Consider the following 25,371-nt stretch of genomic DNA (forward strand, 5'->3'; position numbering starts at 1 on the left):
CGCGCGAACGCGCCTCGATAGCAGCGGCTACCATCGGCCTCCGCGGGCGGGCACCCGCTTGCGCGCAATGCCCGTAGAGGTATCCAAAACGGGCGAGGTTTCGCTCTCGTGCGGTTACGGAGCGTCGCGCCGGTCCCGTAGGGGAACTGTCAGAACTCCGCCTCGAGCGGTAGCGATCGGCAGGGCCGCGTAAGCAACGGCTTTGATACGCGAGCGGATCGGCGCCACTGGATCTCCAACGCGGCGCTAGAGCGGAGCCGGCTCTGGCAGGTCAGGGAGCACTAAGCGACAATGGTGGCCTCAGAGGTGAGCGATGGCGAGCATCAAGCAACGTCCCAACGGCACCTGGAGACCCCGCTACCGCGACGAGATGCGCCGCGAGCAATCACGCCACTTCCGCACGAAGCGCGATGCGCAGCGGTGGCTCGACGAGGTCACCTCTCAAGTCGTCACCGGCATGTACGTCGATCCGAAGGCTGGCGCGATCTCGCTCGCCTCGTACTTCGCCGACTGGTCGCAACGACAGATGCGGGCGCCGACGACAACCGTCACGATGAAGCTCACGGTCGCGAAGTGCGCCTTCCGTGAGGTGGAGCTGCGCAGCATCCGCCGGTCTCACGTTGAGGCGTGTGTGAAGCAGATGCACGCTGGCGGGTACGCACCCGGGACCATCAAACGCGTGTCAACAATGTGGGAGCGGCGCTCCATGCCGCGGTACGCGAACGACTGATCGCCACCGACCCTTCGCTCGGGTGACACTCCCCCACATGCGGAAGGCCGACATGGTGATGCGCATCCCCACGCAGGAAGAGGTCGCGGCGATCATGAACGCCGATGAGGATTGGTTCTGACCCTTCATCGCGTTCTGCGCGTTCGCTGGGCTGCACCTGGGCGAGTCCCCTGCGGTGCAGCTTTTCGATATCGACTTCCTGCACCGCCAGATCCGCGTGCGGCGACAGGTGCAATGAAAGTCCGGCGGGCTCGTCGATCTGCGCCCGCCCAAGTACGGCTCCGAGCGCGATATCCCGGCACCCGACAAACTCTTGAATCTGCTCAGCGACCACATCGCCAAGTAGAAGACGTTCGGCGCCGACCGGTGGAACTTCTATGGCAAGAACAATGAGCCGCCGCATCAGAACACCGTCCACTACTGGTGGGAGACGACGCTTAAGCGTGCCGGTGTCCAGGGGGGCGGCTGCACTGACTCCGGCACTTCTACGCCTCGGGATTAATCGCCGCGGGCTGCGATGTCGGGACCGTGCAGCGCGCTCTCGGGCACGCCAGGGCGACCACAACGCTCAACACGTACCGCCATTTGTGACCCACCGCCGACGACCGCACACGGGCCGCCACAAGCACTCTCGTCGAAAGCGTTCTGCAGACTCTTGCGGGCTCTGTGCGGGCTGATTCGTCAACTTTCGCGTAATTTCGCGGCAAAAAAGCCCATTCAATTATTGAAGCGGAACTCCACCACGTCGCCGTCCAACTAGGAGGTTTCCTCGTGGGCCACAGCAGTGGGCTTTGCTCTCTTGGGCCTGGTAACTGACTTCTTCGGAACGCCGCGATAGCCGCCCCAGGCCTCGTCGGTGGCAAAGTCTCTCCGTACCTCGGACACAAGATCCTGCATCGTAGAGTCCACGCGAGCCTCAAAGGTCCGTGCATCAGCGACGTTGAGATCGGCGGCTTCAACCCCATGACGTAATCGAACGTTGCCGACCTGATGGCACTGATTTGCTCAGAGACCTCTACCGCACCGAGCGCCTCAACGGTTACACCAGCCTTCGTAAGAGCATCAAAACCGTCGAACGCTTGAACGAACTCCTCAAATGCAGCCGCCAAACGAGCATCGTCTTCGCCCTTGCCAGAGTTGCCAGACATCGTGCAGTTGAAGCGCTTCAGCTTCGCGACGAATGTGGCGGTCGCGTAGAGGGCCTCCAGTTCGGCCTGACGTCCGGCCTCCAAGACCTGCGCGTAGATGACATTACGTGGAGCGTCGAGCCTCGGCGCAGTGGGGCGTAACACTCGCAACCACTGTCGAGATGATCACGCCGACCAGAACAATCGTCGCCGAAAGTACGATCAGAAGTATGGAGCCCACCGACAGCTCAGCGGTGGAAGCGCCGTTGGATCCGCTTTCGGCACCGAGGATGAGCGAGTACATCCGCTACTTCAATCCGTCGGACGTGTTTCCAATACGGAACTCGCTTCCGTCGCCCTCCTGACGCCAAGCGTGGCCAATTGCACGAAAGATCATTGGTCCCAGTGCCTACCAAAGAGGCCTAGTGTGGTTTGGGTGTTGGCGTCGAGCGACTCGATCAGTGTCTCCCGCGTGGCTCCCGTGGCATCTGGACGAGTCTGCATCCATGTGGTCAACAGTAGATAGTAGGACGCCAAGAATAGGAAGAAGGGGTGCGAGTAAGTACTTATGGTCGCGTCACTGCTAACAAAAGGCGAAAACGACGTCCCATGGAAACGCTCATTGCGAGCGGTGTAGAGCAAGAGAAGGACTAGGAAGCGAGATAGCGACTCGCCGTCGAGGCGAAACCCCTCAACATCACCCAGGGTAAGGGTTTCGCCACGAAGCGCTCGACGCAGCAGCATTGCTCCTTTGCGGCGCGCGCCCTGCAATGAGCTACCGCCGTAGGCCTGCTTCAAATAGTTGAACAGTTGATCAAGTTGCGGAGTTGACCTCACCCTCGCGCGGCTCTTTAACCCCTCTTCCGCTCGCTCATCGATAAAATCTTCGACAAGGCGTTTATATGCATACTCACATGTCTGGGCCGGGACAGCCGCGCAGATCGCAGCGACCACAGCCACATCTAGACGAAGGGAAGCGGTTTCCAGACGGTCGGTGATCCGTCTGCCCGTAAACGATGCGGTCTCGAGCTCGAACGCTTTCCAGGCGGAATCGAAAGCCTGGTCAACCCGCTTCGGGAGCGCATCGAGGGCATCGATTAGATAGCTGATTTCACGATGAAAAACCACGTCATCAAGATCCGCTACGGCAATCGGCTTGAAGAACTGCCCGCCTGTTTTCTCGACTCGGTCGTCGAAGGCCTTCTCAATCGGCAATCGTGCGCGTTCTTCGAGCACCCCTGCTTCCGCCCAGCGCGCGATGGCGCTCAGACGTTGCGCCCGGTGGTAGCTAGCGTCGGCACTCACTTCGATCCGCCAGATGTGTTTCCGATACGGAACTCCACCACGTCGCCATCCTGCATGACGTAGTCCTTGCCCTCGAGACGCGCCTTGCCCTTCGCGCGGGCCTCGGCGACCGAGCCGAGCTCGACGAGGTCGTCGAACGAGATGACCTCGGCCTTGATGAAGCCCTTCTCGAAGTCGGTGTGGATGACACCAGCGGCCTGCGGCGCCTTCGCGCCCTGCGGGATCGTCCAGGCGCGCGCTTCCTTGGGGCCGGCGGTGAGGTAGGTCTGCAGGCCCAGTGTGTCGAACCCGATGCGGGCGAGCTGGTCGAGGCCCGACTCGTCCTGTCCGGTCGACGCGAGCAGCTCGGCCGCGTCCTCAGGGTCGAGGTCGATGAGTTCCGACTCGATCTTCGCGTCGAGGAACACGGCCTTGGCGGGCGCGACCAGCGCGGCGAGCTCGTCCTTACGGGCCTGGTCGGTGAGGACGGCCTCGTCGACGTTGAAGACGAAGATGAACGGCTTCGCGGTGAGCAGTCCCAGCTCGCGGATCGGCGAGAGGTCGATTCCGGATGCCGACAGCAGCACGCCGCGCTGAAGGGCGTCTTGCGCGGCCTTCGCGGCTTCGAGCACCGAGGGGTCGACCTTCTTGCCCTTGACCTCTTTCTCGTACCGGGTGATGGCCTTCTCGAGCGTTTGGAGGTCGGCGAGCTGCAGCTCGGCGTTGATGGTCTCCATGTCGTTGGCCGGGTTGACCGAACCGTCGACGTGGACCACGTCGTCGTCGGCGAATCCGCGAACGACCTGGGCGATGGCATCCGCTTCACGGATGTTCGCGAGGAACTGGTTGCCGAGGCCCTCGCCCTCGCTGGCCCCGCGGACGATGCCCGCGATGTCGACGAACGACACCGCAGCGGGCACGAGCCGCTCGCTGCCGAACACGTCAGCGAGCTTCTGCAGGCGCACATCGGGAAGGTTCACGACCCCGACGTTCGGCTCGATGGTGGCGAACGGGTAGTTCGCCGCGAGCACCGAGTTCTTGGTCAGAGCGTTGAAGAGGGTCGACTTTCCGACGTTGGGAAGGCCGACGATTCCGATGGTAAGAGCCACGGGAGTCCAGGTTACCCGGCCTGGAGCCCGGTCACCCGCGTCACGGCCGCCGCGCGCGGAACGCGTGGGTCACGTACGGCAACGCGACCGACCTTCCGTCGGCGAGTTCGGGAACGGATGCCACGACCCCGTCGACCGCGGCCTCGATGCCCGCGCGCTTCTCGGGGCTGGCCGTGATGATGTCGCTCCGCGAGACGACGAGGTCGCGCAGTTGCGGCAGGGTGATGCGCCTCTCCCACGACCATTCACGGTGCTCGAGCTCGCCGTAGGGCTCGGCGACGCGCGGACCGGTCGTGGCGAGGAGGACCTCGGCGTTCGACCCGCCCATGGCCGCGGTGAGCCGCCGCACCCAGTCGACCCGGTCGTCGCGGATGTTCCAGATGAGCCCGAGCACTCCCCCGCTGCGCAGCACGCGCGCGGTCTCGAGCGAGGCCAGCTCGACGTCGACCCAGTGCCAGGCCTGGCCCATGACGACGGCGTCCAGGCCGGAATCGGGGAGGGGCAGGTTCTCGGCCGTCCCGACGAACGTGGGCACACCCCGCGCGTTCTCTCGCAGGCTCGCGAGCATGTCGGCATCCGGATCGACCGCCACCACGTCGGCGCCGAGCTCGACGACGGCGCGGGTGAGCTTGCCCGTCCCCGCTCCGACATCGGCGACGCGCAACGCGCGACCGGGCTCCCGCACGGGGTCGAGGAGCCAGGCCACAGCGTCGGACGGATACCCCGGACGCCCGGATTCGTAGGCGGAGGCCGCCTGCCCGAACGAGGTCGACTTCTCGCGATCGGTCATGCCCCCGACCCTACGCCGCCGCTCCGACATCCTCCGTTGGATCGGGGCGGCGGGACGCGCGCGGCCCTCCGACGTCGACCCGCCCCGTGGAGTCGGAGTGCGACACGCCGTCGGTGGATTCCGGAAGCCGGCGTGCCGTCGAACGATCTCCGCTCGACGGCGGGGGCGGGTCGCCTCGGGGGCGAGCAGACACCAGGGCTGTACGACCCCGCCCCGGCGCGCCTCCTCCGCAACGCGGCGGTCCCGGCACAGGGTGGAGTCGTGGCTCTGGACTTCACCGCGATCGATTTCGAGACGGCGAATTCCAGCGGTGCGTCCGCGTGCGCGGTGGGTCTGGCCCGTGTTCGCGACGGCCGCGTGGTCGCCACAGCGGCCTGGCTCATCAAGCCGCCGGCGGGTCACGACCACTTCGCTCCCATCAACGTCGGGATCCATGGCATCCAGTCTTCCGATGTCGTGAACGCTCCCGGCTGGTCGGCGCAGCTCGCGCGTCTCACCTCCTTTGCGGGAGCGGACGTCCTGGTTGCGCACAACGCCGGTTTCGATATGTCGGTGCTGCGCCGCGCGTGCGCCGCGACCGGCGACGACTGCCCGCCCTACCGTTACCTGTGCAGCGTGCAGATGTCGCGCAAGACCTACACGCTCGACTCGTACCGCCTTCCGCTCGTCGCCGCCGAGGCCGGATGCTCTCCCTTCGCGCACCACGACGCTCTCGCCGATGCGGTGGCCTGTGCTGAGATCACGATCGACTGCGCCCGCCGCGCCGGTGTCGACGACGTGCACGCCCTCGCCGCCCACCTCGGCGTGCGGGTCTCGCAGATCGTCGCCGAGCCCGCCGAGCGCGCGGTCGCCTGAGTCGCGTCGGCCCGTCTTTCCGCGGATGTCGGAGGTCTGGTGCAAGCTGACCCCATGGATGCCATCGCCCTCCTCTTCGTGATCCTCGCCCTCGCTCTCGGCGTCGTCGGCGGGTGGTTCGCAGGGTCCTCGCGCGCCGCAGCTCGCAACGCCGTCGAGCAACAGGCCCTCGGGGCGCGGGTCGCCGCAGCCGAGACCGCGCGCGCGGGAGTGCAGGCGCAGCTCGATCATCAGGTGTCGCTGTACCGCGAACTGGTGGGGCAATCGCGCGCCGATCAAGCAGCCCGCGAAGAGCGCGAGCGGCGAGAGCAGACCGTCCTGCGCGCCCTCGACCCGGTGCGCGAGACGCTCTACGCCATGCAGCGCAAGGTCGACGGTCTCGAGCGCGATCGCGTCGAGCAGTACTCCGCACTCGGCGAGCAGTTGCGCCTGTCCCGCGAAGCCGACGAGGCTCTGCGTGCCACCACGGAGTCTCTGGCCTCGGCCATGCGTTCGGGAACCACACGCGGCGTCTGGGGCGAGACGCAGCTACGGCGGGTCGTCGAAGCCGCCGGGCTCACGCGCTACGTCGACTTCGACCTGCAGACGGCGATCTCGAGCGACGCCGGAGCCGGTCGCCCCGATATGGTCGTGCGGCTCCCCGGCGGTAAGTCCCTGGCGGTGGATGCCAAGGTCCCCCTCGACGCGTACTTGCAGGCGAGCGCCATCCCGGTGACGGCGCACGGCGACGACGGGGCCCGTCGGGCAGCACTCCTGACCAAACACGCCCGCGCGGTGCGCGCCCATGTCGACGCGCTGGCGAAGAAGGCGTACTGGGCGGGCCTCACCACGAGCCCGGAGTTCGTCGTGTGCTTCCTCCCGAGCGAGTCGCTGCTGGCCTCGGCCCTCGACGAAGATCCGACCCTGCTCGACTACGCCTTCACCCGTCGCGTCGCCCTCGCTTCCCCCGTGAACCTCTGGGCGGTGCTCAAGACCGTCGCCTTCACATGGACGCAGCAAGACGTCTCCGACGAAGCGCGCACGCTCTTCGCTCTGGGCACCGAACTCTACGAGCGCATCGGCAAGCTTGCTGAACACGCCAACGACCTGCGCCGAGCGATCGAGAAGACTGTCGACAGCTACAACCGATTCGCCGGGTCGCTGGAGTCGCGCGTGCTCGTCACGGCGCGGAAGTTCCCCGGTATCGACGAGACGAAGCTCGACGCGGTCGCCGCTCCCGTCGCGCTCGAGGCAGCTCCGCGTCGGTGGACCGCACCGGAGATGATCGAGGATCTCGGGGCAACCGGCGAGGTCACGCAATCACCGGTCGACGAAGACGGGGCGACCACGAGGGCCGATCTGGGTGACATCCGTCAGCGAGCGGGGCTCTCCGACGCCGGGTCGTGAGCGTCCGCCACGTCGCGCGAAAGTGCTCGCGCGCGTCGAGGCGCCATACGAGGTAGGAGGGGTCGAGAAAGCGGATGTCGCCGGTCGAACACTCGGCGACGGAACAGGAAGAAGGCTCAGGCCCCGCCGGGAACCCAGCTCAACAGGCTCACCACGGCCGCCGAGACGGCGACGAACGCCCCGACCATCCACCACGCGCTGACCTCGTGGCCCTCGTCGCGGCGCACGCGCAGCAGAACATCGGGACGACGCGCGGGGTCGACCGCGCTGGCGATGACCGCCTGTGCACCTGTCTGAGGTGCGGTGTGATTCGTCGGAGCTGCCATGGACGATCCCCCTTCGGGTCTCGGAAGTACACAGCGTCGCCGTTGACACTGCGTTCGATTCTGCCAGACACGGCCTCCGGGGCCGGTCACGCTTGCGTCACGACACGCCCGGCTGTATCTGCACATCGCGGGATTTTCGCCGCGTCGCGGTTCCCCCGGGCGCCGGAGCGCACTGGATCGCCGGGACCTCGCCCTACCGCCGAGACCGCATTCCGCTGACACGACAGTTGCGACCTTCAACCGATTTGTCAGCGAGACGCAGTCTCGCGATCAGAGGCGTCCCAGACAGGAAGCCTGACGTCAACGCAACGACGTCAACGCAATGACGTCAGCGCAATGACATCGACCCCGAAGCGTCAGCCCGGAGCGTCACAGCCATTTCGAGGTCAGGTGCTCCGACGAGATGCGGCGCAGGGTGCCCGAGGCGCCGCGAAGCACGACGCTCTCCGTGTACAGGAAGTCACCCTCGCGGCGAACACCCTGGACGAGCTGTCCGTCGGTCACGCCGGTCGCGACGAAGATCGTGTTCTTGCCCTTCACCAAGCCATCGGCCTCGTACACCTCGCCGTCGACTTGGAGTCCGGCATCTCGGCCCTTCTCCTTCTCGTCGTCGTTGCGCGGGGCAAGGACGCCCTGGATGTGTCCGCCGAGAGCCTTGATGGCGCACGCGGTCACGATGCCCTCGGGGCTGCCGCCGACGCCGACGCACATGTCGGTGCGAGCGTTGTGACGAGCGGCGTTGATGCCACCGGCGACGTCGCCGTCGCTCATGAGGCGGGTTCCCGCGCCGGCCTCGCGGATCTCGGCGATGAGCTTCTCGTGGCGCGGCCGATTCAGCACCGACACGACGATCTCATCGACGGGCTTGCCCAGCGCCTTCGCGAGCAAGCGGATGTTCTCGGCGATCGGGAGGCGGATGTCGACGACGCCGACACCGGCGGGGCCCGTGACGAGCTTGTCCATGTAGAAGACGCTCGACGCGTCGAGCATGGTGCCCTGGTCCGACACGGCGATGACCGAGAGGGCGTTCTGGCGGCCTGCGGCGGTCAGCGAGGTGCCATCGATGGGGTCGACGGCCACGTCGCACTGCGGCCCACGGCCGCTGCCGACGCGCTCACCGTTGTAGAGCATGGGCGCGTTGTCCTTCTCGCCCTCGCCGATCACGATCGTGCCGTCGAAGTTGACGGTGCTGAAGAACGCGCGCATCGCGTCGACGGCTGCACCGTCGGCGGCCTCTTTGTCGCCCCGGCCGATGAAGGGAACGGCGCGGATGGACGCCGCCTCGGTCGCTCTCACCAGCTCGAGCGCCAGGTTGCGGTCGGGGTGCAAAGGGCTCATGTCGGCAGTCAGGCTCACCATGCGGCCACTGTATCCAGCGAAGCGTGGACAATCGCCGGTTTTGACCGGATGTGCAACGAAGGAATCGCCATTCTTAACGGTTCGACAGAACTGCCCCGTTCCTGCCGCGCCCGCCGCATCACGATCCGGTGGCTTCGCTAGAGTGACGGTGTCCCGACAACACCAAGGAGCACCTCCATGCCCGTCGCTTCCCCTGAGCAGTACGCCGACATGCTGGACCGCGCGAAGGCCGGCGGCTTCGCGTATCCCGCGATCAACGTCTCGAGCTCGCAGACCATCAACTCGGTGCTCCAGGGCCTGACCGAGGCCGGCTCCGACGGCATCCTCCAGGTCACGACCGGTGGTGCCGACTACTTCGCCGGCCACACCGTCAAGGCCCGCGCCACCGGCGCTCTCGCCTTCGCCAAGTACGTGACCGAGGTCGCCAAGAACTACCCCATCACGGTCGCCCTCCACACCGACCACTGCCCCAAGGACGCCCTGCCCGGTTTCGTCCTCCCGCTGCTCGAGGCCTCCGAAGAAGAGGTCAAGGCCGGTCGCAACCCCATCTTCCAGTCGCACATGTGGGACGGTTCGGCCGTTCCCCTCGACGAGAACATCGACATCGCGGCCGAGCTCCTCCCCCGCATGAAGAACATCAACGCGATCCTCGAGATCGAGGTCGGCGTGGTCGGCGGCGAAGAAGACGGTGTGCAGCACGAGGGCTCGAACGAGGCCCTGTACACGACCGTCGCCGACGTGACCAAGGCCGTCGAGCGCCTCGGCCTCGGCGAGAACGGCCGGTACATCTCGGCCCTCACCTTCGGCAACGTGCACGGCGTGTACAAGCCCGGTGGCGTCAAGCTCCGCCCCGAGCTGCTCGGCGAGATCCAGGAGGGCATCGCCGCGAAGTTCGGCACCGGCCCCAAGCCCCTCGACCTCGTGTTCCACGGCGGCAGCGGCTCGACCGACGACGAGATCGCCCTCGCCGTCGCCAACGGTGTCGTGAAGATGAACATCGACACCGACACCCAGTACGCCTTCACGCGCTCGATCGCGGGCTACATGTTCTCCAACTACGAGGGCGTGCTCAAGCTCGACGGCGAGGTCGGTAACAAGAAGCAGTACGATCCCCGCGCCTGGGGCAAGGTCGCCGAGTCGGCCATGGCCGTGCGCGTGGTCGAGGCCACCAAGCAGCTCGGCTCGTACGGCCAGTCCCAGAACTGACCCAGCGCGTTTGCACGAACGCCCCGGCTCTCCCGCCGGGGCGTTCGTCGTTTCCGGATGCCGCGCCCCGGGCCGGGCGCTTGACGTCAGCGAGACGACATCTCGCTGACGATTCGGCGTCGGGCTGCATCCGAGATGTCAGCGAGATGCTGTCTCGCGTGCCCTCCGCCCGTTCGGCAACAGCGACTCAGCTGCGGTACGCCTCGAGCACCGTGGGGGCACCCTCGGGCGACGACAGTACCTCGATGGCATCCCCCGCCCGGACCTCGCCGGCACGGCGAACGCGCAGGTAGGCGCCGAGTCGCCCCTCGTCGGAGAACCGCTTCACCCAACCGCGCGCCGCCGAACCGCCGACCCATCGCGCGAAGGTCGCGCACGGGGTGCGGGGCATCGTGACCTCGACCTCGACGGTGTCGCCGATGCGCCAGATCTCTCCGATGCGCGCGCCGTTGACGTCGAGCCCCTCCACGCGCAGGTTCTCACCGAACCAGCCCGGGTGCAGCTCGCGATCCAGCTCGCCCTCCCAGAACGCGGCGTCCTCGGTGGCGTAGGCGTACACCGCCTTGTCGGGCCCACCGTGGTGCTTGCGACTCGCCTGCACGTCGGAGCGGATGCCGAGCTTGCCGACGCGCACGCTTCCCTCGACGGCACGCTTGTCGATCGCCGTCACCCCGACCGATCCGGAATCCGGGTGCAGGCTGTGGACGGCGCAGACGGCGACGAGTCGAGGCATGGACCGATGCTAAAGCGTACGAAGCCGACGCACGTGCGCAGGACTCAGCCGAACTCCCGCCGCATCACGACGGTGTCGCCGTCGAGAGAGCGGATCTCGACCGCCCCGATGTTCGAGGCAGAGAGATCCGTGCCGGCGCTCAGCTCGGTGGTCGACCCCGGGTCGGCACGCCACGTCGAGAGCACGCTCGTCGTGCCCGCGTCGTCGGTGATGGCCAGGGCATACGGCCAGCCACCGGGAGGAGCATCGAGCACCTGCCCGGTGTACTGGCAGACGAGGTCGATGCGGGTTCCCCACGGGGCAGACGTGAGCTTCACCGAGGCTTCGAGCGGCGCTCCGGCGACGTCGTCGAGGGCGTACACCGTCCCCGTCGACTGCTGGACCGCGCTGTTCACGGCGAACACGCTCGGTACCGCGACGGCGACCAGGGCGATGGATGCGGCGAGCGTCCACACCGTGAGGCGGCGCTTACGCCGACGTCGGGCGACCTCGACGACGCGTCCGCGCAGGGCCGGGTCGGGCGAGGCGAGCGGGATGGGGCCGGTCGTCGGGCTCAGGGCTCGAGCCCGCTCGGGGGACAGCCGCGACAGCAGTCCCGCGGCGGGAGCGAGCTCGGCGACGGACGCGCGGCAGGCGGCGCACACCGCGAGGTGGGCTTCGAACTCGGCGCGGTCGGATGCGCACAGCGCCCCGAGCACGTAGGCGCCGTCCGACATCGACAGACGTTCGTGATCGTCGTTCATCGGGTCACCCCCCTTTCCTGCAGCGCGAGCCGCAATGCCCGCACCGCGTAATGCAGTCGCGATTTGACGGTTCCGGCCGGGATGCCGAGCTCCTCGGCGGCCTGAGCGACGCTGCGCCCACCGTAGTAAGCGCTGACGATGACGGCGCGGTGGTCAGGAGTCAGGGTGGCGAGCGCCTCTTCCACGAGGAGGGCGTCGAACATCGCGTCGGTGTCGTCGTCGCGGACGACCTCGGGCAGTTCGTCGACCGGATGCTCGTGCCGACGCCGCGCGCTGCGCGCTTCGTCGATGACGAGGTTGCGGGCGACGGTGTACATCCACGACCGCAGCGTCGCGGGATCGTCGCTCATCACCCGAGGCGTCCGCCAGGCGCGCAGCAGCGTCTCTTGTACGACATCGTCGGCTCCCGCGTGATCACCGGTGAGGCTCACGACGTAGCGCCAGACGGGGGTCGCGTGCGCGTCGTACAGCGCGGTCAGCTGCGCGTGTTCGTCTCGCACCGCGGCATCCCCTCTCCCTCTTCTTCGTGGAACACGGGATGCCGCGCGGAACGGTTCAGTTCGAGACGCTGCCCATGACGGCCGACAGGAACTGCGGGTCGCTCGACATGCCGATGAGAGAGAGCACGGCGGCGATGATCGTGCTGATCAACGCGCCGACGATGGGGATCCAGAACGAGATACGCCCGCGCTTCATGGACCGCCAGGTGAACGTCGCCGTGAGCAGCCATCCGATGCCGGTGACGGCCGCGGCCGCGGCGCCCCAGAGATATCCGGCTGTGAGGTTCGTGAACGTCGCATCGACCCGGAAGACCCGGGCGAAGTTGTTCGCGTACTCGGGGAAGTTGAGCAGCTGGATGATGCTGGTGACGACCGAGAACAGACCGTAGATGAGCAGGCCGAACGTCACGATCCGGTCGATCTGCCCGCCGCGGGTGGTGGGGACGGGCATCGGCGCAGGCTTCGCCGCGGAGCTCGATAAGGCGACCGGCTCCGGCTGAGGGGCGACCCCGGCCTCGAGGGCCTCGGTCACCTCCGGACGCCGGATGCGCGCGCGCTGCTCTTCGGGCGTGGCGTACTCGCCGTACTGCGGGCGGGGACGGGCCTCGTCGGAGGGGGTGCGCGGATCGGTGTCGCTCACGCCCGACCCCGGCCGCCCAGCGCGCGCTCGTCGCGTTTGCCGGTGGCATCCTGCCGCAGCTCTTTGGGCAACGAGAAGATCAGGTCTTCTTCGGCCGTGCGCACCTCTTCGATATCGCGGTAGCCGGCGCCGGCGAGCTCGTCGAGCACCTCTGTCACGAGGACCTCGGGAACCGACGCACCGCTGGTGACGCCGACCGTCTCGACCCCCTCGAGCCACTCCTGCTTGACCTCGTCGACGTAATCGACGCGGTACGCGGCCTTGGCCCCGTGCTCGAGGGCCACCTCGACCAGGCGGACGCTGTTGGAACTGTTCGCCGAACCGACGACGATCACGAGGTCGGCGCCGACGGCGACCTTCTTGATCGCGACCTGGCGGTTCTGGGTGGCGTAGCAGATGTCGTCCGACGGCGGATCCTGCAGCTGCGGGAAGCGCTCGCGCAGACGCCGCACGGTCTCCATAGTCTCGTCGACAGACAGCGTGGTCTGCGAGAGCCACACGACCTTCGAGGGGTCGCGCACCTCGATCGTGTCGGCGTGGTCGGGAGAGTTCACGACGGTGACGTGCTCGGGAGCCTCACCGGCGGTGCCCTCGACCTCCTCGTGTCCCTCGTGGCCGATCAGCAGGATCTCGAAGTCGTCACGGGCGAAGCGCACGGCCTCGCGGTGCACCTTCGTCACGAGGGGGCACGTGGCGTCGATGGCCTGAAGACCCCGGTCGGATGCCGCGGACACGACGGCGGGCGACACGCCGTGCGCGCTGAAGACGACGTGGGCGCCCGAGGGAACCTCGTCGACCTCTTCGACGAAGATCGCGCCCTTCTTCTCGAGCTCCGTCACGACGTGGATGTTGTGCACGATCTGCTTGCGCACGTACACCGGGGCACCGTAGCGCTCCAGGGCCTTCTCGACGGCGATGACCGCGCGGTCCACGCCGGCGCAATAGCCGCGGGGCGCGGCCAGCAGGACCTTCTTCTGGCCCTTCACGGGGATATCCTGGAGCCGCCCGCGTCGACCCGGGATACGGGGAACGGGCAGGTGGACGGCAGGTGAGCTCACCCCTCGATTCTACCGGGACGCCCCTGAACACCGGCCGAACCGGCCACCTCGACCCTCCGGAGACCATGACCTCGTTCCAGCCCGAGACCATCGCGGGCCAGGCCCCGCCCGCCGACAGCGTGCACCCCCGTGACTCGAGCACCGACGCCCCCACCTCGGTCTCGCGCCTGAACGACACCATCCGCGGCTTCATCGAACGCTGGGGGTCTGTCTGGGTCGAGGGCGAGATCACCTCGTTCAACCGCCGCGGCGGCAACGTCTTCGGTCGCCTCAAAGACCTCGGCACGGAATCGACGGTGGCCTTCCGCATCTGGTCGAGCACCCTCAACCGTCTGCCGAAAGACCTCAAGGTCGGCGACCATGTCGTCGCGTGTGTGAAGGCCGACTACTTCCCGCGCACCGGTGACTTCTCGTTCGCGATCTCGGCAATGCGGCACGTGGGTCTCGGCGAACAGCTCGAGCGTCTGGAGCGGCTCCGCGTCCAGCTGCGCTCCGAGGGCCTGTTCGATCCGGTCCGCAAGAAGAAGCTGCCCTTCCTCCCCCACTGCATCGGTCTCATCACGGGCGAGAACTCGGACGCCGAGAAAGACGTCCATCGCAATGCCGAGCTGCGCTGGCCCCGCGTGCGCTTCCGCACCCAGCACGCCGCCGTCCAGGGCGACCGGTGCGTTCCCGAGACCCTCGCGGCTCTGAAGATCCTGGATGCCGACCCCGAGGTCGACGTGATCGTGATCGCCCGCGGCGGCGGAGATCCGCAGACGCTGCTCGGCTTCAGCGACGAGCGATTGCTGCGCGCCGTGGCCGCGGCATCCACTCCGATCGTCAGCGCCATCGGACACGAGAACGACCGGCCGCTCCTCGACGAGGTGGCCGACGTGCGCGCCTCCACACCCACCGACGCCGCCAAGCGGGTGGTACCCGACGTCAGCGAGCAGCGGGCACTCGTGTCGCAGCTGCGTGCCCGGCTCACGGGGCGTCTCACCCAACGCGTGCTGCACGACATCGCGCAGCTCGAGCAGATCCGTTCGCGACCGGCGCTGCGCACTCCCCATTCCATGCTCACTTCCCGCGCGCAGGAGCTGTGGATGCTCTCGAACCGCGGACGCGACATCGTCGACCGCCGCATCGAGGCTGAGCGGCGACGCGCGAGCGAACTCGGCGCGGGGTTGCGCGCGCTCTCGCCGCTCGCGACGCTCGCCCGCGGCTACGCGATCGCGCAGCTCCCCGACGGCTCGGTGCTGCGCGACGCCGCTCACGCCCCGGCCGGGACCGCGCTTCGGCTCACCGTGGAGGAGGGCACGCTGGCCGCTCGCTCGGAGGGCGGCGTTCCCGACACGGTTCCACACGGGGCGTCGACCAGTGGCCGCGACACCGCGGACGACGCCGAGTCCTCGGCATCCGCCGATCGACCGCTCGACGACGAGGCACCCGGCGACGGGGTGTCGGTGGGGCGCGCCTAGAATGGATGCCATGACCGCGACGACCCCCGGCCCCGCCGTCGACGTCGCGACCCTGTCGTTTGAGCAGGCCCGCGACGAACTCGTGCGCGTGGTCGCCGAGCTCGAGCAGGGCGCTCCGACCCTCGAAGAGTCGCTGGCGCTCTGGGAGCGCGGCGAGAAGCTCTACGCCCGCTGCGAGGAGTGGCTGCTCGGCGCGAAGCGCCGCCTCGACGCCGCCCGCGGCGAGGGTGACGACTGATGGCTCGCGTCGTCGCCCATCTCGGTCGCCCCGAAACCCCGCAGGAAGCGGCCGATCGCAAGGCCGAGTCCTCGCGTCGGTACCGGTCCAGCAAGACGTTCCGCAACCTCATCGCGGCACTCATCGTGACCGTCGGCGTCGTGCTCGTCGTCGTCGCGGCCGTGCCCCGCGGCGAGCCGGCTCCCCGCCCCGACATCGACGTCGCCGCCCTCGCGGCCGAGATGCAGAGCGACCTGGGTCGACCGGTGCTCTCCCCCTCCCTCGGCGAGGGATGGCGCGTCAACCAGGCCAGCACCGAGGGCGTCGGCGGCACCGAGGCGTGGACCATGGTCTACGTCCGCTCGGGCGAGAGCGGATTCCTCCGCGTCGCGCAGGGCTTCGAGGCAGACGAGACGTGGGTCGGACAGGTGCTCGACGGCACCCGCAGCACCGAGACCATCGAGATCGACGGCATCACGTGGAACGTGTACCGCCCGTCGAACCCGTCCGGCACCGGGAACATCGACTACGCCCTCGCCACCCCGGCCGGGCCCGACTACGTGCTCGTCTACGGCGATGCCGCCCCCGAGACCGCGGCGCTGGCCGCCGCGTCCGTCACATCGCAGATCGAGCAGTTGAGAGAGGTCCCGTGAGCGAGCGCATGACCCCCCGGCAGGTCTGGCGGCAGATGGTGGAGGGCAACGAACGTTTCGTCTCGGGCGCCCCCGCTCACCCGCGTCAAGACGTCGAGCGCCGAACCGAGCTCGCGAGCTCGCAGCACCCCACGGCGGCGCTGTTCGGCTGCTCCGACTCTCGCCTCGCGGCCGAGATCATCTTCGACGAGGGCCTCGGCGACCTGTTCGTCGTGCGCAACGCCGGTCAGGTCATCTCCGACTCGGTCATCGGCAGCCTCGAGTACGCCGTGGGCGTGCTGGAAGTCCCCCTGATCGTGGTGCTCGCGCACGACGCGTGCGGCGCCGTCGGCGCGGCCATCGAGAGCACGGGCGTCGACGCCCCGACCCTCCCCGCCTACATCTGGCGGCAGATCGCGCCCATCGTCCCGGCTGTGCGACGCGTGCAGCGCGCCTCCGCCGTCGACGGTCACCTCCCCGACGCCGTCGACCCCGAGCTTGTGGGTCGCGAGCACCTCCGCCACACGGTGGGCGAGCTGTTGCGCGCCTCCGAACTGATCAGCGAGGCCGTGGCCGAGGGGCGCACCGCCGTGGTCGGAGCGAATTACCGCCTCGATGAAGGCGAAGCCTTCCCCGTCGTCATCGTGGGCGATGTCGACGACCCCCGCGTCGACGACCCGCGCGTCGAAGACGCCCGCATCTGACAACCCAACGAACGACCCGGAGGAACAACGACGTGACCGACATCGAGTACCGCATCGAACACGACACCATGGGTGAGGTGCGGGTACCCAAGGACGCCCTCTACGCCGCGCAGACGCAGCGTGCGGTCGAGAACTTCCCCATCTCGGGCTCGGGCCTCGAGTCGACGCAGATCGCCGCTCTTGCCCGCATCAAGAAGGCCGCCGCGCTCGCCAACAAAGAGCTCGGCACCCTCGATGGACGCATCGCGGATGCCATCGCCCGAGCCGCCGACGAGGTCGTCACCGGCGCGCACGACGCGCACTTCCCCGTCGACACGTACCAGACCGGCAGCGGCACCTCGTCGAACATGAACATGAACGAGGTGCTGGCGACCCTCGCCACCCGCATCCTCGGCGACACGGTGCACCCCAACGACCACGTCAACGCCTCGCAGTCGTCGAACGATGTCTTCCCCACCTCGGTGCACATCGCCGTCACACAGGCGCTCATCACCGACCTCATCCCGGCGCTTGAGCACCTCGCGACGGCGCTCGAGACCAAGGCCGAGGCGTGGAAGGGCATCGTCAAGTCGGGCCGCACCCACCTCATGGACGCCACCCCGGTCACCCTTGGCCAGGAGTTCGGCGGCTACGCCCGCCAGATGCGCCTCGGCATCGAGCGCGTCGAGGCCGTGCTCCCCCGCGTCGGCGAGGTCCCCCTCGGCGGCACGGCGGTCGGTACCGGCATCAACACGCCCCTCGGCTTCCCCCAGAAGGTCATCGAGCTGCTCGCGGCAGAGACCCAGCTGCCCATCACCGAGGCCGAGGACCACTTCGAGGCCCAGGCGAACCGCGACGGTCTCGTCGAGGCATCCGGCGCCCTCCGCACGATCGCGGTCTCGCTGACGAAGATCAACAACGACATCCGCTGGATGGGCTCCGGCCCCAACACCGGTCTGGGCGAACTGCACATCCCCGACCTGCAGCCGGGTTCCTCGATCATGCCCGGCAAGGTCAACCCGGTCGTCCCCGAGGCCACCCTGATGGTGTGCGCGCGCGTCATCGGCAACGACGCCACCGTCGCGTGGGCGGGCGCCTCGGGCTCGTTCGAGCTCAACGTCGCCATTCCGGTCATGGGCACGGCACTGCTCGAGTCGATTCGTCTGCTCTCGAACGCCATGCGCGTCCTCGCCGACAAGACCATCGACGGCCTCGAGGCCAACGTCGCGCGCGCCGAGGCGTTCGCCGGCATGTCGCCCTCGATCGTCACCCCGCTCAACAAGGTCATCGGATACGAGGCCGCGGCGAAGATCGCGAAGCACTCGGTCGCCAAGGGCATCACGGTGCGCGAGGCGGTCATCGACCTCGGCTACGTCGAGCGCGGCGAGATCACCGAAGAGGTGCTCGACGCCAAGCTCGACCTGCTGTCGATGACCCACCCGGGCTGATCGGGCCCACTGGCACATCCCCGACGCCGAGGCGCGCCATAATCAGAGGATGAGCCGCACGACGAGACCTGTCTCGACGCGCGTGCGCTTCCTCGGCGCGATCCTCGGCGTCGTGCTGCTCGGCATGATCATCGCCGGCGGCGTCACGTTCCTCGTGCAGAGCGAACGCGTCGTGGCCAACGCCGAACGGCAACTCGACGGGTTCGTCTCGACCCTGTCGACGAGCAGCCAGGATGCCGCCACACTCGTCGCGGCGACCGTTCCCGGTCGTACCGACGGCACCGTAGCCCTCGACGGCGCGCGCGTGCTCGCGAGCACCCCGTCTCCACCAGGACTGTCGATCGCCGACGATGCCGGGCTCGTGGCATCCCTGGCCGACCAGATCAGCCTCGGCAACGATCGTGGGCGCCTCGACAGCGTCCATGGGCCCGTGCTCTACGCGGCCGTCGAGACCCGCGACGGGGCCGCCGTGCAGGTCATCTCGGTGGACCAGCGCATGGAGCTGGTGACCCTCTCGACCCTGACCTATGGAATCTCGGCGCTCGTGGTGCTGCTGCTCGTCGCCGTAGCCGGCTGGTTCGTCACGGGGCGCCTGTTCTCGCCGCTCCGGCGCCTGCGCGATACCGCCGACGCCATCACCATCGACGACCTCGGCACGCGCCTGCGCGCGCACGGCAACGACGAGATCTCCGATCTGACGACCTCGGTCAACTCGATGCTGGATCGACTGGCGATGTCGGTCGACGCGCAACGGCAACTGCTCGACGACGTCAGGCACGAGCTCAAGACCCCTATCACGATCGTCCGTGGGCACCTCGAGATGATGGATCCCGCCGATCCCCACGATGTGACCGAGACACGCGACCTCGGCATTGCCGAACTCGATCGCCTCGCGCGGCTGGTCGACGACATCGACACCCTGGCCGACGTCGAGAGCGGCGCGCTCGAGGCGGCGGTCATCGACGTGGGCTCCCTCACCGACCGCGTGGCGGAGCTCGCGGGGGCGATCCCGGGGCACACCTGGACCGTCGAGCAGCGGGCGCGCGGCCGCATCCACGGCGACGCCGATCGCCTCGTCCAGGCGTGGCTCCAGCTCGCGGACAACGCCGCGAAGTACACCCCCGAGGGCACCTCGATCGAGATCGGCAGCACGGCGGACGAGACCACCGCCCACCTCTGGGTCCGCGACCACGGCCCGGGCATCCCCCCGGCCGCTCGTCACCGCGTGTTCCGTCGCTTCGACCGCCTGTCGACGGGGCGGGGGATCGACGGATCCGGGCTCGGACTGTCGATCGTGGATGCCATCGCCAAGGCGCACGACGGACACTGCAGCGTCAGCGACACCCCCGGTGGTGGGGCGACCGTGGCCCTGCACATCCCCGTGACCGGGGCGCAGTCCCCCGCCGAGCTCCCGACGCCCGTGCGCGCCGGTGACGTCGTCATGCAGAGAGAGGCCACCGGATGACACGCATCCTCATCGCCGAAGACGAGGAACGCATCTCTGCGTTCGTCGCGAAGGGGCTGGAGTCCGCGGGCTACCAGACTCTGATCATCGCCGACGGAGCAGAGGCCCTCGACACCGCGCTCTCGGGTGACGTCGATCTCGTCCTGCTCGACGTCGGTCTGCCATCGATGGACGGCTTCGAGGTGCTGCGGAGCCTGCGCGGCCAAGGCTCGCAGATCCCCGTGATCATGTTGACCGCACGCACGAGCACGCGCGACACCGTCGACGGTCTCGACGCCGGTGCCAACGACTACGTCGCCAAGCCGTTCAAGTTCGACGAGCTCCTCGCCCGGGTGCGCTCGCGCATGCGGGAACCGGTGACGGTCGGTCCGATGACCGTGGCACACGGCGACGTGTCCCTCGATGTACTCGCCCGTCGGGCCACCGTCGGCAGTCGCGAGATCGATCTCAGCGCACGGGAGTTCTCCCTGGCCGAGGAGTTCATCCGCCACGCGGGCCAGGTGCTCAGCCGCGAGCAGTTGCTGAGCCGCGTCTGGGGAATGGACTTCGACCCGTCGTCGAACGTGGTCGACGTGTACGTGCGCTATCTGCGGGCCAAGATCGGCCAATCGCATATCGTCACCGTGCGCGGCGCGGGCTATCGCTGGGAATGACGTTCACAACCCGAAAACCCCCGGCGGGGGAACCGGGGGTTTGGGGAGACGCTCACGGTGGTCTTCCGACTCACCCGAAGAGCGGTGACCTGCACGTGACGTTCTCTTGTTTTTCCTGGGGGAACCGCCGAGGCGGGTGACGAGGTCTCCCTCGTCGATGGCTCTACTCTGGCGGGTCATTGTGAGAGCCCGGAGAGCGTGAAATGAGAACCCTCTCATCTGAGCCCAAAGCTTCCCTCCCAGTGCCGCACAGACGGCGACGAAAAGGGGCCGGGATGCCACGGCATCCCGGCCCCTTTCAGAGAGCCGCTACGACAGCTCGCCGGCCTCCAGCAACTCCGTCACCAGGGCGGCGATAGCCGAACGCTCGGACCGCGTCAGGGTCACGTGACCGAAGAGTCCGTGGCCTTTCAGCGTCTCGATCACCGAGGCGACCCCGTCGTGCCGACCGACGCGCAGGTTGTCGCGCTGGCCCACGTCGTGCGTGAGCACCACGCGGGAGTTCTGGCCGATGCGGCTGAGGACGGTGAGCAGCACGTTCCGCTCCAGCGATTGCGCCTCGTCGACGATCACGAACGCGTCGTGCAGGGAACGGCCGCGGATGTGCGTGAGGGGCAGTACCTCGAGCAGGCCTCGCGCGAGCACCTCCTCGAGCACGTTGCCCGACACGACCGAGCCGAGGGTGTCGAACACGGCCTGGCCCCAGGGGCCCATCTTCTCGGCCTGGTCGCCGGGGAGGTAGCCCAACTCCTGCCCGCCCACCGCGAACAGCGGTCGGAAGACGATGATCTTCTTCTGCTGCTGTCGCTCCAGCACGGCCTCGAGAGCGGCGCACAGCGCCAGCGCCGACTTGCCCGTGCCGGCACGACCGCCCAGCGAGACGATGCCCACCTCGGGGTCGAGGAGCAGGTCGAGGGCGATACGCTGCTCGGCCGACCGCCCGTGCAGGCCGAACGCGTCGCGATCTCCGCGCACCAGGCGGTACTCCCCCTTGCCGGTGACACGGCCGAGCGCCGAGCCGCGCTCGGAGTGGATGACGAGCCCGGTGTTGATCGGCAGCCCCTTGACCACCTCGCTGACCCCGACCTCGGTCTCGTACAGGTCGGAGATCTCGTCGCCCGACAGGTCGATCGAGGCGATACCGGTCCACCCGGAGTCCATCGCCTGCTCGGCGAGGTACTCCTCGGTATTCAGACCGAGGGATGCCGCCTTCACCCGCATCGGAAGGTCCTTCGACACCACGGTGACCTCGGCGCCGTCCTGCGCGAGGTTCATGGCGACGGCCAGGATGCGGCTGTCGTTGCCGCCCGTGCGCATGCCGGAGGGGAGCACCTGCTGGTCGGTGTTGTTCAGTTCGACGCGGAGGGTGCCGTCGGTGCCGACCGGGACGGGGAAGTCGAGGCGTCCGTGCTCGATACGGAGTTCGTCGAGGTGGCGCAGGGCCTGGCGGGCGAAGTACCCGATCTCGGGGTCATGACGTTTGCCTTCCAGCTCGGTGATGACCACGACGGGGATCACGACGGAGTTCTCGGCGAAGCGGAAGAACGCTCGCGGATCGCTCAGCAGGACGGAGGTGTCCAAGACATATGTGCGCAGAGCCTGGTCGGCTCCCGTTTCGGCCTCGGTGCTCTCGACGACGTGACGCTGGTCGTACGGTGCTCGTGCAGTCACAACCCACTCCCGACCCGGGTGAATCACCCGGTTGTCACGAGTCGACCTGTGGGTCACGAGTCGCGATCCGAAGGTCGACTCGACCGGACTCCGTGTCCGATGAGATCACCGTACGACCCCTCGACACCACCCGGGGTCGTTAACACGCCGCGAAAATGACGAGTTCGTAAACAGCGTGTTCACGCCGATACGTCGTCGAGATCGTTCACTGTCCGAAGCGGCGATCGCGCGCTGCGAAGTCGCGGATCGCGCGGAGGAAGTCCACCTCGCGCAGGTCGGGGCCGAGCGCCTCGACGAAGTAGAACTCCGAGTGCGCCGACTGCCAGAGCAGGAAGTCGCTGAGGCGCTGCTCACCGGAGGTGCGGATCACGAGGTCGGGATCAGCCTGTCCCCCCGTGTACAGGTGCTCCCCGATCTGTTCGGGCGTGAGGCTCGCGGCGAGCTCCTCGAGAGACCCGCCCGACTGGTCGTGCTTCGCGATGATCGAGCGCACGGCATCCACGATCTCGCTGCGCCCGCCGTAGCCGACCGCGAGATTCACGTGCAGACCATCGTGTCCGCGGGTGCGCTCGGTGGCCTCGTGGAGCACCTCGGCGAGCTCGGTGGGCAAGCCGTCGGCGCGGCCGACGTGCTTCACGCGCCAGTTGGGCTCATGCGAGAGCTCGGCAGCGAGTTCGGCGATGATCTCGAGCAGGTCCTGCAGCTCCCGACTGTCGCGCTTGACCAGATTGTCGTTCGACAGCAGGTACAGCGACACGACCTCGATGCCGAGGTCGTCGCACCAACGGAGGAACTCGTGCATCTTCGCGGCGCCGGCTCGATGACCGTGGGCGGCACTGTCGAAGCCGAGCTGGCGCGCCCACCGACGGTTGCCGTCGATCATCATCGCGACGTGGTGCGGCACGGTGGCCGGCATGCGACGACGCAGACGCGAGATGTAGAGACGGTAAAGCGGTCCACGCCCCTCGTTCTTCCGCATACGCGCCACTCGCCTACGCTACCGCGTCGCAGGCGGCGGCGACCGGTGAAAGCGGCCGGTGCTTCCTGGGGGAAGGGTGAGCGGATCGCCCATGTTCCTCCGCGCGCATGAGCTGAGACGTAGTGTCGAGAGCGTGACGCCCTCGATCCCCGCAGACGGCCCCGACATGCCCCAGCTCCCCCTTCTGGAAGCGGGCGCGGTAGGCGCGCAGGCTGAGCTCAAGCCCACCTGGCGCGGCTGGATCCACGCCGGAACCTTCCCCGTCGCGATCGCTGCGGGCATCGTGCTGATCGCCCTGGCGCAGGGTGCCCCCGGCAAGTGGGCCGGGGCCGTGTTCATGGCCACCTCGATGCTGCTGTTCGGCAACTCGGCCCTGTATCACCGCTTCCATTGGAAGCCGAAGACGCTCGCGGTGCTCAAGCGCATCGACCACGCCAACATCCTGCTGCTGATCGCGGGAACGTACACACCTCTCGCCGTACTGGCCCTTCCGACGCCGAAGACCGTGCTGCTGTTGTCGATCGTGTGGGGCGGAGCGATCCTCGGCATCCTGTTCCGCGTCTTCTGGATCAACGCGCCGCGGTGGCTCTACGTGGCGCTCTACCTGGCGCTCGGGTGGGCCGCCGTGATGTACCTCGGCGACCTGCTCGCGGCGAACGTCGCCATGATGGTGCTGGTCGTGGTCGGCGGTCTGCTCTACACGGGCGGTGCGATCGTCTACGCGCTGAAGAAGCCCAACCCCTGGCCAGGGCACTTCGGCTTCCACGAGATCTTCCACGTGTGCACCGTGCTGGCGTTCCTCTGCCACTGGACGGCGTGCCTGCTCATCGCCCTCGCCCCGGCGTACCACGGCGGCTGAATCCCCGGGCCGCCGGGGCTGAGCGCGTCACGCCGCCGCGCGTCCCCTTCTCGAGCCTCGGATTCCGGATGCCAGAGCCCCGGGCTGAGATTCAGCTGCGAGGAGCGGCCGGGTCGATGTCCTGGTCGTCGGTCGTGCTGGCGTCTCGGGCCGCGCGCGCCTGCTCCTCGGCATCCAGTTCGGCGTTGACCTCTTCGCGGTATCGACCGCGGCGAATCCGGCGCAGCATGTCCCACACGAGGAGGAACACCGCGACGCCGATGAAGGCGATGGCGGCGAAGCCGAGCGGCCCGGGTGTGACGATCGACTCGTCGGGAGTGGTGGCCGGGGAGGGCGTGGTCGCAAGAGCGACGATCACGGGATGCATGGAGTCCTTCGGTCCGGGCGGAAGCGCGTAGCCTGGTACTCCAGCATAAAGCCCGGGGAGACCATGACGACGCAAGCCCTGCTCGACGAACGTTACGGGCGCACGCGTTCGCCCCGGCGGCGCCTCGTCGGCTGGACGATCGTCGCTGTGCTCGCGCTCAGCGCCATCGGGTATCTCGGCTACACGACGTTCGCCAGCAGCGCGGCCTCGGTGACGGCGACCGACACCGGTTTCACCGTCATCAACGACAAATCCGTCTCGAGCAGCTTCCAGATCACCGCCCCCGTGGGCAAGCCGGTCGCCTGCGCCCTCGAGGCCCGCGACGAGGATCACGGGACGGTGGGCTGGAAGGTCGTGCAGTATCCCGCGTCGGACGACGCCTCGCGCGCCTTCACCGAGACGATTCCGACGCTGTCGCTGGCGACCACAGGTTTTGTCAACGCCTGTTGGGTGCCGTAAACTCGCGGAATCACGACGCGCCCCGGCTCGATGCCGGGGCGTTCGACATATCCCCGCCGACGGCTGCAGACACCGCCGTCAGCGCCTCGACGAAGGAGTACCCGTGTCCAACGACGCTCAGGTGACGTTCCTCACGAAAGACGCCTACGACCGCCTCCACAGCGAGCTGGAGCACCTCTCGACCACGGGTCGCGAAGAGATCGCGAAGCGCATCGAGGCCGCGCGCGAAGAGGGCGACCTCAAAGAGAACGGCGGCTACCACGCTGCGAAAGACGAGCAGGGCAAGCAAGAGGCGCGCATCCGCACCCTGCAGGCGCTGCTGAAGGACGCGAAGGTCGGAGAGGCCCCCGAGAGCCACGGCGTGGTCGAGTCGGGCACCGTCGTCACCGCGATCGTCGCCGGCGGCGAAGAGAAGTTCCTGCTCGGCAACCGCGAGATCGCGGCCGACTCAGAGCTCGACGTCTACAGCGAGGCCTCGCCTCTCGGAACGGCCGTCATGGGCCTCAAAGAGGGCGACAAGGGCTCGTACACCGCACCCAACGGGAAAGAGATCCAGGTCGAGGTCGTCAAGGTCGAGACCTACTCGGGTCAGTAACCCGCCTTCGTTCGCGAGCCGCTCCCCCACTGCCGGG

At 68.0% G+C, this 25,371-nt stretch carries 28 protein-coding genes and 1 pseudogene; 15 read left to right on the plus strand and 14 right to left on the minus strand.

Going from position 1 to position 25,371, the window contains the following annotated elements:
* Positions 1–313: 313 nt before the first annotated feature.
* Positions 314–730 (plus strand): hypothetical protein, encoded by a 417-nt coding sequence (locus NE358_RS10395; protein WP_289938265.1) that lies wholly within the window; start codon positions 314–316, stop codon positions 728–730.
* Here the strand turns inward: NE358_RS10395 and NE358_RS10400 are convergent.
* Complete coding sequence (locus tag NE358_RS10400) at positions 672–1,133, minus strand: hypothetical protein (protein ID WP_289938267.1); 462 nt, start codon at positions 1,131–1,133, stop codon at positions 672–674. The genes NE358_RS10395 and NE358_RS10400 overlap by 59 nt on opposite strands.
* 83 nt (positions 1,134–1,216) lie before the next feature.
* Between NE358_RS10400 and NE358_RS10405 the strand changes: the two are divergent.
* A pseudogene (locus tag NE358_RS10405) lies at positions 1,217–1,321 on the plus strand (hypothetical protein); the annotation flags it as partial.
* A 929-nt stretch (positions 1,322–2,250) separates the two neighbouring features.
* Here NE358_RS10405 and NE358_RS10410 read toward each other — a convergent pair.
* The 3 genes from NE358_RS10410 to NE358_RS10420 are packed head-to-tail and all read right to left on the minus strand — an operon-like array spanning position 2,251 to position 5,040.
* A complete protein-coding gene (locus NE358_RS10410) occupies positions 2,251–3,162 on the minus strand; it encodes a hypothetical protein (RefSeq protein ID WP_289938269.1) in 912 nt (303 codons plus the stop codon).
* The gene (ychF, locus tag NE358_RS10415) at positions 3,159–4,250 is read right to left on the minus strand and encodes a redox-regulated ATPase YchF (RefSeq protein ID WP_289938271.1); all 1,092 of its coding nucleotides are present in this window, start codon (positions 4,248–4,250) and stop codon (positions 3,159–3,161) included. Before ychF ends, NE358_RS10410 begins: the two co-directional genes overlap by 4 nt.
* Positions 4,251–4,290: 40 nt before the next feature.
* Positions 4,291–5,040 carry a class I SAM-dependent methyltransferase gene (locus NE358_RS10420; RefSeq protein ID WP_289938273.1) on the minus strand — a complete coding sequence of 250 codons (750 nt, stop codon included), beginning with the start codon at positions 5,038–5,040 and terminating at the stop codon, positions 4,291–4,293.
* A 132-nt stretch (positions 5,041–5,172) separates the two neighbouring features.
* Between NE358_RS10420 and NE358_RS10425 the strand changes: the two genes are divergently transcribed.
* Together NE358_RS10425 and NE358_RS10430 are read left to right on the plus strand one after the other, a co-directional pair.
* Positions 5,173–5,895 carry a 3'-5' exonuclease gene (locus NE358_RS10425; protein ID WP_499317766.1) on the plus strand — a complete coding sequence of 241 codons (723 nt, stop codon included), beginning with the start codon at positions 5,173–5,175 and terminating at the stop codon, positions 5,893–5,895.
* Positions 5,896–5,949: 54 nt separating this feature from the next.
* Positions 5,950–7,281 carry a DNA recombination protein RmuC gene (locus tag NE358_RS10430; protein WP_289938274.1) on the plus strand — a complete coding sequence of 444 codons (1,332 nt, stop codon included), beginning with the start codon at positions 5,950–5,952 and terminating at the stop codon, positions 7,279–7,281.
* Positions 7,282–7,397: 116 nt separating this feature from the next.
* Here the strand turns inward: NE358_RS10430 and NE358_RS10435 are convergent, their stop codons facing one another.
* Positions 7,398–7,607: a UDP-N-acetylmuramyl pentapeptide phosphotransferase gene (locus NE358_RS10435; protein WP_103210943.1), complete on the minus strand. Its 210-nt coding sequence runs from the start codon at positions 7,605–7,607 to the stop codon at positions 7,398–7,400.
* Positions 7,608–7,976: 369 nt separating this feature from the next.
* The gene (gene glpX, locus NE358_RS10440) at positions 7,977–8,966 is read right to left on the minus strand and encodes a class II fructose-bisphosphatase (protein ID WP_116240044.1); all 990 of its coding nucleotides are present in this window, start codon (positions 8,964–8,966) and stop codon (positions 7,977–7,979) included.
* A gap of 177 nt (positions 8,967–9,143) precedes the next feature.
* On the opposite strand from glpX, the gene fbaA reads away from it, so the two are divergent.
* A complete protein-coding gene (gene fbaA / locus NE358_RS10445) occupies positions 9,144–10,172 on the plus strand; it encodes a class II fructose-bisphosphate aldolase (protein ID WP_103210945.1) in 1,029 nt (342 codons plus the stop codon).
* Between the two features lie 187 nt (positions 10,173–10,359).
* On the opposite strand, the gene NE358_RS10450 is transcribed toward fbaA, so the two are convergent.
* Genes NE358_RS10450 through NE358_RS10470 form a run of 5 tightly spaced genes read right to left on the minus strand, consistent with a single transcriptional unit; the run spans position 10,360 to position 13,780 of the window.
* Entirely contained in the window at positions 10,360–10,905 is a 546-nt protein-coding gene (locus NE358_RS10450; RefSeq protein WP_289938277.1) for an MOSC domain-containing protein, read from the minus strand.
* A gap of 44 nt (positions 10,906–10,949) precedes the next feature.
* Positions 10,950–11,648, minus strand: coding sequence for an anti-sigma factor family protein (locus tag NE358_RS10455; RefSeq protein ID WP_103210947.1), 699 nt, complete (start codon positions 11,646–11,648; stop codon positions 10,950–10,952).
* On the minus strand, positions 11,645–12,148 hold the full coding sequence (locus tag NE358_RS10460) for a sigma-70 family RNA polymerase sigma factor (protein WP_116240047.1): 504 nt from the start codon (positions 12,146–12,148) through the stop codon (positions 11,645–11,647). Before NE358_RS10460 ends, NE358_RS10455 begins: the two co-directional genes overlap by 4 nt.
* 55 nt (positions 12,149–12,203) lie before the next feature.
* Positions 12,204–12,788, minus strand: a complete 585-nt coding sequence (locus NE358_RS10465; RefSeq protein WP_289938278.1) for a DUF6264 family protein — start codon at positions 12,786–12,788, stop codon at positions 12,204–12,206.
* Positions 12,785–13,780 carry a 4-hydroxy-3-methylbut-2-enyl diphosphate reductase gene (locus NE358_RS10470; RefSeq protein WP_499318573.1) on the minus strand — a complete coding sequence of 332 codons (996 nt, stop codon included), beginning with the start codon at positions 13,778–13,780 and terminating at the stop codon, positions 12,785–12,787. The genes NE358_RS10465 and NE358_RS10470 overlap by 4 nt, the downstream gene beginning before the upstream one ends.
* Positions 13,781–13,911: 131 nt before the next feature.
* Here NE358_RS10470 and xseA point away from each other — a divergent pair, with 131 nt between their 5' ends.
* Genes xseA through NE358_RS10505 form a run of 7 tightly spaced genes read left to right on the plus strand, consistent with a single transcriptional unit; the run spans position 13,912 to position 20,404 of the window.
* Entirely contained in the window at positions 13,912–15,306 is a 1,395-nt protein-coding gene (gene xseA / locus NE358_RS10475) for an exodeoxyribonuclease VII large subunit (protein ID WP_141377401.1), read from the plus strand.
* A gap of 10 nt (positions 15,307–15,316) precedes the next feature.
* A complete protein-coding gene (locus NE358_RS10480) occupies positions 15,317–15,544 on the plus strand; it encodes an exodeoxyribonuclease VII small subunit (protein ID WP_174799685.1) in 228 nt (75 codons plus the stop codon).
* Entirely contained in the window at positions 15,544–16,176 is a 633-nt protein-coding gene (locus NE358_RS10485; RefSeq protein WP_103210952.1) for a DUF4245 family protein, read from the plus strand. Before NE358_RS10480 ends, NE358_RS10485 begins: the two co-directional genes overlap by 1 nt.
* The gene (locus NE358_RS10490; RefSeq protein WP_371861613.1) at positions 16,173–16,859 is read left to right on the plus strand and encodes a carbonic anhydrase; all 687 of its coding nucleotides are present in this window, start codon (positions 16,173–16,175) and stop codon (positions 16,857–16,859) included. The genes NE358_RS10485 and NE358_RS10490 overlap by 4 nt, the downstream gene beginning before the upstream one ends.
* 32 nt (positions 16,860–16,891) lie before the next feature.
* Positions 16,892–18,286 (plus strand): class II fumarate hydratase, encoded by a 1,395-nt coding sequence (locus NE358_RS10495; protein ID WP_103210953.1) that lies wholly within the window; start codon positions 16,892–16,894, stop codon positions 18,284–18,286.
* Positions 18,287–18,335: 49 nt separating this feature from the next.
* Positions 18,336–19,751: a sensor histidine kinase gene (locus tag NE358_RS10500; RefSeq protein WP_103210954.1), complete on the plus strand. Its 1,416-nt coding sequence runs from the start codon at positions 18,336–18,338 to the stop codon at positions 19,749–19,751.
* Complete coding sequence (locus NE358_RS10505) at positions 19,748–20,404, plus strand: response regulator transcription factor (protein ID WP_103210955.1); 657 nt, start codon at positions 19,748–19,750, stop codon at positions 20,402–20,404. Before NE358_RS10500 ends, NE358_RS10505 begins: the two co-directional genes overlap by 4 nt.
* 309 nt (positions 20,405–20,713) lie before the next feature.
* Here NE358_RS10505 and phoH2 read toward each other — a convergent pair whose 3' ends face one another.
* Together phoH2 and NE358_RS10515 are read right to left on the minus strand one after the other, a co-directional pair.
* The gene (phoH2, locus tag NE358_RS10510; RefSeq protein ID WP_103210956.1) at positions 20,714–22,075 is read right to left on the minus strand and encodes an RNA 5'-3' helicase PhoH2; all 1,362 of its coding nucleotides are present in this window, start codon (positions 22,073–22,075) and stop codon (positions 20,714–20,716) included.
* 205 nt (positions 22,076–22,280) lie between these two features.
* Positions 22,281–23,054 carry an isoprenyl transferase gene (locus NE358_RS10515; RefSeq protein WP_103210957.1) on the minus strand — a complete coding sequence of 258 codons (774 nt, stop codon included), beginning with the start codon at positions 23,052–23,054 and terminating at the stop codon, positions 22,281–22,283.
* Between the two features lie 133 nt (positions 23,055–23,187).
* Between NE358_RS10515 and trhA the strand changes: the two genes are divergently transcribed.
* Positions 23,188–23,913: a PAQR family membrane homeostasis protein TrhA gene (trhA, locus tag NE358_RS10520; protein ID WP_499317772.1), complete on the plus strand. Its 726-nt coding sequence runs from the start codon at positions 23,188–23,190 to the stop codon at positions 23,911–23,913.
* A 91-nt stretch (positions 23,914–24,004) separates the two neighbouring features.
* Here trhA and NE358_RS10525 read toward each other — a convergent pair whose 3' ends face one another.
* On the minus strand, positions 24,005–24,280 hold the full coding sequence (locus NE358_RS10525; protein WP_103210958.1) for a hypothetical protein: 276 nt from the start codon (positions 24,278–24,280) through the stop codon (positions 24,005–24,007).
* Between the two features lie 63 nt (positions 24,281–24,343).
* Between NE358_RS10525 and NE358_RS10530 the strand changes: the two genes are divergently transcribed.
* Complete coding sequence (locus NE358_RS10530; protein WP_289938279.1) at positions 24,344–24,739, plus strand: DUF4307 domain-containing protein; 396 nt, start codon at positions 24,344–24,346, stop codon at positions 24,737–24,739.
* A gap of 103 nt (positions 24,740–24,842) precedes the next feature.
* Positions 24,843–25,334: a transcription elongation factor GreA gene (gene greA, locus NE358_RS10535; protein WP_289938280.1), complete on the plus strand. Its 492-nt coding sequence runs from the start codon at positions 24,843–24,845 to the stop codon at positions 25,332–25,334.
* Positions 25,335–25,371 lie beyond the last annotated feature (37 nt).

The sequence above is a fragment of the Sphingomonas sp. G5 genome, assembly GCF_052660795.1.

Bases quoted from the DNA above. Each gene is read 5' to 3' on its own strand.
- NE358_RS10485 (WP_103210952.1), top strand. From the start codon at position 15,544: ATGGCTCGCGTCGTCGCCCATCTCGGTCGCCCCGAAACCCCGCAGGAA.
- NE358_RS10480 (WP_174799685.1), top strand. From the start codon at position 15,317: ATGACCGCGACGACCCCCGGCCCCGCCGTCGACGTCGCGACCCTGTCG.
- NE358_RS10430 (WP_289938274.1), top strand. From the start codon at position 5,950: ATGGATGCCATCGCCCTCCTCTTCGTGATCCTCGCCCTCGCTCTCGGC.
- NE358_RS10515 (WP_103210957.1), bottom strand. From the start codon at position 23,054: ATGCGGAAGAACGAGGGGCGTGGACCGCTTTACCGTCTCTACATCTCG.
- fbaA (WP_103210945.1), top strand. From the start codon at position 9,144: ATGCCCGTCGCTTCCCCTGAGCAGTACGCCGACATGCTGGACCGCGCG.
- NE358_RS10450 (WP_289938277.1), bottom strand. From the start codon at position 10,905: ATGCCTCGACTCGTCGCCGTCTGCGCCGTCCACAGCCTGCACCCGGAT.
- NE358_RS10400 (WP_289938267.1), bottom strand. From the start codon at position 1,133: ATGCGGCGGCTCATTGTTCTTGCCATAGAAGTTCCACCGGTCGGCGCC.
- NE358_RS10500 (WP_103210954.1), top strand. From the start codon at position 18,336: ATGAGCCGCACGACGAGACCTGTCTCGACGCGCGTGCGCTTCCTCGGC.
- NE358_RS10455 (WP_103210947.1), bottom strand. From the start codon at position 11,648: ATGAACGACGATCACGAACGTCTGTCGATGTCGGACGGCGCCTACGTG.
- NE358_RS10420 (WP_289938273.1), bottom strand. From the start codon at position 5,040: ATGACCGATCGCGAGAAGTCGACCTCGTTCGGGCAGGCGGCCTCCGCC.
- glpX (WP_116240044.1), bottom strand. From the start codon at position 8,966: ATGGTGAGCCTGACTGCCGACATGAGCCCTTTGCACCCCGACCGCAAC.
- xseA (WP_141377401.1), top strand. From the start codon at position 13,912: ATGACCTCGTTCCAGCCCGAGACCATCGCGGGCCAGGCCCCGCCCGCC.
- NE358_RS10435 (WP_103210943.1), bottom strand. From the start codon at position 7,607: ATGGCAGCTCCGACGAATCACACCGCACCTCAGACAGGTGCACAGGCG.
- NE358_RS10525 (WP_103210958.1), bottom strand. From the start codon at position 24,280: ATGCATCCCGTGATCGTCGCTCTTGCGACCACGCCCTCCCCGGCCACC.
- NE358_RS10505 (WP_103210955.1), top strand. From the start codon at position 19,748: ATGACACGCATCCTCATCGCCGAAGACGAGGAACGCATCTCTGCGTTC.
- NE358_RS10530 (WP_289938279.1), top strand. From the start codon at position 24,344: ATGACGACGCAAGCCCTGCTCGACGAACGTTACGGGCGCACGCGTTCG.
- NE358_RS10395 (WP_289938265.1), top strand. From the start codon at position 314: ATGGCGAGCATCAAGCAACGTCCCAACGGCACCTGGAGACCCCGCTAC.